At 34.8% G+C, this 5,259-nt stretch carries 4 protein-coding genes and 1 pseudogene; all 5 read right to left on the bottom strand.

The features are described 5' to 3' along the window. Positions 1 to 692 (bottom strand): annotated as a pseudogene (locus tag ACIPNH_RS05830) (hypothetical protein); the annotation flags it as partial. Continuing rightward, entirely contained in the window at positions 685 to 1,122 is a 438-nt protein-coding gene (gene rnhA, locus ACIPNH_RS05835) for a ribonuclease HI (protein ID WP_151807582.1), read from the bottom strand. The gene rnhA and the pseudogene ACIPNH_RS05830, both read right to left, overlap by 8 nt. Positions 1,123 to 1,297: 175 nt before the next feature. Beyond that, a complete protein-coding gene (locus ACIPNH_RS05840; protein ID WP_182309217.1) occupies positions 1,298 to 2,185 on the bottom strand; it encodes a heme o synthase in 888 nt (295 codons plus the stop codon). Between the two features lies 1 nt (position 2,186). Further along, positions 2,187 to 3,737 (bottom strand): cytochrome c oxidase subunit I, encoded by a 1,551-nt coding sequence (ctaD, locus tag ACIPNH_RS05845; protein ID WP_264724205.1) that lies wholly within the window; start codon positions 3,735 to 3,737, stop codon positions 2,187 to 2,189. A 15-nt stretch (positions 3,738 to 3,752) separates the two neighbouring features. After that, positions 3,753 to 4,517 carry a cytochrome c oxidase subunit II gene (gene coxB / locus ACIPNH_RS05850; RefSeq protein WP_010962498.1) on the bottom strand — a complete coding sequence of 255 codons (765 nt, stop codon included), beginning with the start codon at positions 4,515 to 4,517 and terminating at the stop codon, positions 3,753 to 3,755. Positions 4,518 to 5,259 lie beyond the last annotated feature (742 nt).

The following is a 5,259-nucleotide window of genomic DNA, read 5'->3' on the forward strand; positions in this document are numbered from 1 at the left end:
TTATCAATAAAAAATTCATCTTCTGTGCTTTTATCAATAGCGATGTTAGTAAATTCAATTTTTGAATCCGCATTTAAGTCAAAAAAAAATTCCCTTATTGTTTTTAATAGATTTTTTGCACTACTTTCTGTCATCTTGAAATTCTTCCCTGTCATCCCAGTATCTTTTTTTCCTGTCATCCCAGCACTCGTCCTTGTCATCCAAGTAGCTTGACTACTTGTTTCTTTTTTTCTAGATTCCAGCGTCACGCGCTGGAATGACACCGAAGGAAGGCGGTTACTACTTAAATAATGATTATCCAAAAGGTCTAATGAGTTTTGCGGATTAACATTAGTTTCTTCTCTCTTGATACATACATGCACATTATCAGCTGAAACCTGAGAGAGATTTGTGCTAGCTTTAAATAAGGAACTTAACTTAAAATGTACAAAAAGCTCAGGAACTTTTATAGTAAAATTAGGGTTTGCTATTGCCAAATCCGTAATGACTAAATACGGATCTTTGCCATCTTTCTGCCAAACAACTGAGGTATTCTCCATATTAACGCTTGAGCCAACAAATATTTTTGATATTTTATGTTTAACATAAAAATCAATATAATTAATATTGATTTCTAAAGGCTTAAAAAAAATAAAGAAGCACAATATGAATAATAAAGCTACGGAAAATAATATAGTAATTTTTTTAAGCATCGATTATTGCTTTTCTTGCTAAACTATCAGCCTCCTCATTATATTTATCGCCACTGTGTGCTTTAACCCACTTCCAATCAATTTCGTGTTGTGAAGCAACGTTGTCTAGCTCTTTCCACAATTCCATATTTTTTACTGATTTTTTATTACTTGTTTTCCAGCCATTCATTTTCCACTTATTTATCCATTCTGTTATGCCATGCTTAACATAAAGACTATCCGTATATAAATTAATATTACAAGAAAATTTCAATACTTTCAGCCCATTGATCACCGCTGTTAACTCCATTTTATTGTTTGTGGTATTTTCTTCTCTACCATAAATGTCTTTTCTGTAATCTTGAAATAATATGATAGCTGCCCATCCTCCCGCTCCAGGATTACCAGAACACGCCCCATCCGTATATATTGTCACTTCTTTTTTACTCATCTTTGTTTATATCGGTTAACAAAGTATATAGTTGCTTTTATGAAAGCACAATTTCTAAAGGTAGTTTAAGCTGCACCTTTAAATTTTATTATAGAAACAAAAAAAAGTGTGACAACGAGCATTACCAAAAGGAAAAGTAAAAAATAGTTTTTATGCTTCTGCCGTTCTTTCATAACTAAAATAAATCAATAGAACAAAAAATAATACTGGCGAATAGGGAAAATAGATAAGAAATTGAATAAGAAAACATTTTTTTCTGTGAGCTGTGATTCTTGAACTTCATAACAGATACAGCGTACCAAATAAAAACGCAACCTTCAAAGGTTGCCATGCTTAGATAAAGTAAAGCCTTTTTCAAAAATAGAGCCGGAAGCAAGCTAGTTAGCACCAGCAAAACACTATAAATTAATATATATTTTCTTGTTTTTTCCGGACCATAAACAATATTGAACATTGGAATTGATGCCTTTGCATAGTCTTCAGACTTATTTAAAGATAGGGCCCAAAAGTGTGGTGGAGTCCACATAAAAATTACTAAAAATAAAATGAAACTTTCCCAACTTACAGAATTAGTCACAACTGCCCAGCCAATCATTGGAGGGAAAGCACCTGCTGCACCACCGATAACGATATTCTGCGGAGTACGCCTTTTTAGCCAAATTGTATATATGAAAACGTAAAATAATATGCTAACAGCAAGCAAAGCAGCAGAAATATAGTTTACTGCTATTGCCATGATAAATACTGACAATATTCCAAGAGTTATACCAAATTCAAGCGCACTTTCTGCAGAAACTCTACCTGAGGGTATAGGGCGGTTTTTTGTCCTTTCCATGAGCAGATCTATGTCTCTGTCATACCACATATTTATAGCACCTGCAGATCCTGAGCCAAGAGCAACACATATAAGAGATATTAGTGCTAGAAAAGGGTGCATACTACCTGGTGCAGTAACCATACCAGCAACTGCAGTAAATACCACAAGATACATTATCCTTGGCTTCAGCAAACGCCAAAAATCCAGTATTGTTGATTCAACATTTAGCAAAACACTTGTGTACATTCTATTTTACCACTGGTGGTTTTTCGAAAGTATGAAAAGGCGGTGGTGAAGATACCGTCCATTCCAAGGTGTCACCTCCCCAAGGATTATCTCCAGCTTTCTTGCCCCATTTAAAAAGATGTATAACTATAAACACAAAAAACATAACTGAAACAAAGGACATATACGAACCAATTGAGGATATATAATTCCAAGGGATAAACGCATCAGGATAATCAGGTATACGCCTTGGCATACCAGCTAATCCTAAGAAATGTTGAGGTAAAAAAGTGATATTGGTGCTAATAAAAGTAAGCCAAAAGTGGATTTGACCTAAGCGCTCATTATATTGTTTACCCGACATTTTACCAATCCAATAATAAAAGCCAGCAAAAGCTCCAAATAATGCAGCAAGTGACATGACATAATGGAAGTGAGCAACAACATAATAGGTGTCGTGCAAGAGCTTATCTATTCCACCATGAGAAAGAATTATTCCCGTTATGCCACCGCCAACAAACATGAAAATAAAACCTAGTGCAAATAGCATAGGGGTCTTAAACTCAATTGCTCCACCCCACATAGTTGCAATCCAGCTAAAGACTTTTACACCAGTTATAACACCGATAAAAATTGTGGTAGTGCTAAAAAATGCAGCAGCGTCAGCACTAAGCCCAACAGTGAACATATGGTGAGCCCAAACCATAAAGCCAAATACTGCTATACCTATCATTGCATAAACCATCCCTATGTAACCAAATACAGGTCTGTGAGAAAAAGTTGATACAACCTGACTTATGATGCCAAATGCAGGAAAAATAATTACGTAAACTTCTGGATGACCAAAAAACCAAAATAAATGTTGAAATAACACAGGATCACCACCACCGGCAGGATCAAAAAAGGAAGTACCAACATTGCGATCAGTAAGAAGCATAGTTATAGCACCGGCAAGTACTGGTAAGGCAACAATCAACATAAATGCTGTTAGCAAGACAGACCAAACAAACAGTGGCATCTTAGTTAATGACATTCCTTTTGCGCGCATGTTAAATATAGTAACTATAAAGTTGATCGCCCCAACAATTGACGACATACCAGCAACGTGGAGTGCAAGTATAGCAAGGTCAACTCCTGCACTTGGATGGGACATTACCTGTGATAAAGGTGGATATAAAGTCCAACCCGTACCTGCACCTTCGCCAGCAAATGCTGAAAGAATGAGCAAAATAAAAGATGACACTAACAACCAAAAACTTAAATTATTCATACGAGGAAATGCCATATCTGGTGCGCCAATCATGAGAGGTACAAACCAGTTACCAAATCCTCCCATGAGGGCTGGCATTATCATAAAAAACACCATTATCAACGCATGCCCTGTAACCATTACGTTATATAATTGATAATTATTGTTAAGTATATTAATGTGCATTAGCTGAGTGCGAATAATCACCGATAATAATCCACCAATAATTCCAGCTAATATGGAAAAAATAATGTACAGTGTCCCTATGTCTTTATGATTAGTGGAAAACAACCAACGCTTTATGCCCTTTGGTACGTCACTCATATCTATACTCCAAATTTAACTCACTAATTTTCTATTTTCAATCCACTTATTAAAATCTTCTTTGCTTACTGCTTCAACAACAATTGGCATAAATCCATGGCCTTGACCACACAATTCGTAGCACTGCCCATAATAAACACCAGGCTTTTTGATATTAAACCACGCCTCATTCAGCCTACCTGGTATCGCATCAATTTTTACACCAAAAGCCGGTACTCCCCAACTGTGTATCACATCTCCTGCTGTAACTTGTAAACGAACGTTAGTATTAACGGGTAAAATGATGTTATTATCAACAGAGAATAGCTTTAAATCTCCTTCGATAAAGTCTTCTTTTCCCTTAATATAACTATCAAATGACACACCTTGATATTCTGGATATTGGTAGCTCCAATACCATTGATGGCCAATAACTTTTAGTGTTATGTCAGCTTTCGGTATTTCTTCCTGTAGCTTCAGTAATTTAGCGTTTTCAAAGGCTAATATTCCAACAATGATAGTTGGTATAACAAACCAAATAATTTCTAAAGGAACACTATGGGTAGTTTTACTTATGTTTGTTACTTTGCTTTTACGAAAGCGAAACGCTATATAAGCAAGCAGCGCCCACACAAAAAGCATTATTGTAACCATCACAAGCATCACAAACGAATGTGACCTAACTACAGCCTCCATTACTTCAGTTGCAGGAGCAGGAAATCCAAATTGCCAAGAAGTAGGAGCAGAGGCAACAGATATATTTGAGTAAAATATTATCAATAGTGCAAATAACTTCACCATATCTTTTGTTTGTTTGCTATAAAACTAAGTGATATACTGTATAATAGTATATATAAACTTACTATGCAAATAGAGATTAGTGATGGTTAATAATTTTTTAGCATTCAACAAGTATAATAGTACAATACTAATTGAGGAAAAAAGCATTTACATAAATCTATTGTAAGTAAAAATATTATAATATTTTAAATTAAGTATTTACTTTAAGTAAATTCTATAATAAGTTTAATAGTGTCTGTTACTGCTAATAACCCTCTAGCCTCACACCTAAAAGCAGTAACAGACACTATTAAATTTTATGACAAGTTTATAATCTGTAAGATCAAAGTCTTACAAGTTTCTTTATTTCATTATACATTGCAGTTTGTTAATTAACTTTTAATGCCTATGGTGGCATTTACAGCTTGGACCAAAGGTTTATGTATTATAGAAAATAATTATAAAAAAACACACTATTTGTATACCATACAAACTTTTTTTATTCTGCATAGCTGAGTTACTAGATTCTGTAAACGAAATCTTTAGAGAAGCCAAATGGGCAAAGTTTCATGAAGGTCTTTGGCATCTCTTAGCATAGATCCCTTACTTAACCATCATACCGCGATTCATTCGCGGTATCTCTAGATCCCGCTAACAAGTAGCGGGATGACGATTGTCGTTTAGCCATAAACATTAAGAAATTTACCAAATAAAAAAAAGGCAAAAGAAGCCCTGGGGTTATTATCCGCTTTAAAATATTGGC

It is taken from the genome of Wolbachia endosymbiont of Drosophila barbarae (assembly GCF_044752445.1).
GTDB classification, from domain to species: Bacteria; Pseudomonadota; Alphaproteobacteria; order Rickettsiales; family Anaplasmataceae; genus Wolbachia; species Wolbachia pipientis.

Excerpts from the sequence above, each read along its gene's own strand:
- ACIPNH_RS05840 (WP_182309217.1), bottom strand. The coding sequence starts at position 2,185 with ATGTACACAAGTGTTTTGCTAAATGTTGAATCAACAATACTGGATTTT.
- rnhA (WP_151807582.1), bottom strand. The coding sequence starts at position 1,122 with ATGAGTAAAAAAGAAGTGACAATATATACGGATGGGGCGTGTTCTGGT.
- coxB (WP_010962498.1), bottom strand. The coding sequence starts at position 4,517 with ATGGTGAAGTTATTTGCACTATTGATAATATTTTACTCAAATATATCT.
- ctaD (WP_264724205.1), bottom strand. The coding sequence starts at position 3,737 with ATGAGTGACGTACCAAAGGGCATAAAGCGTTGGTTGTTTTCCACTAAT.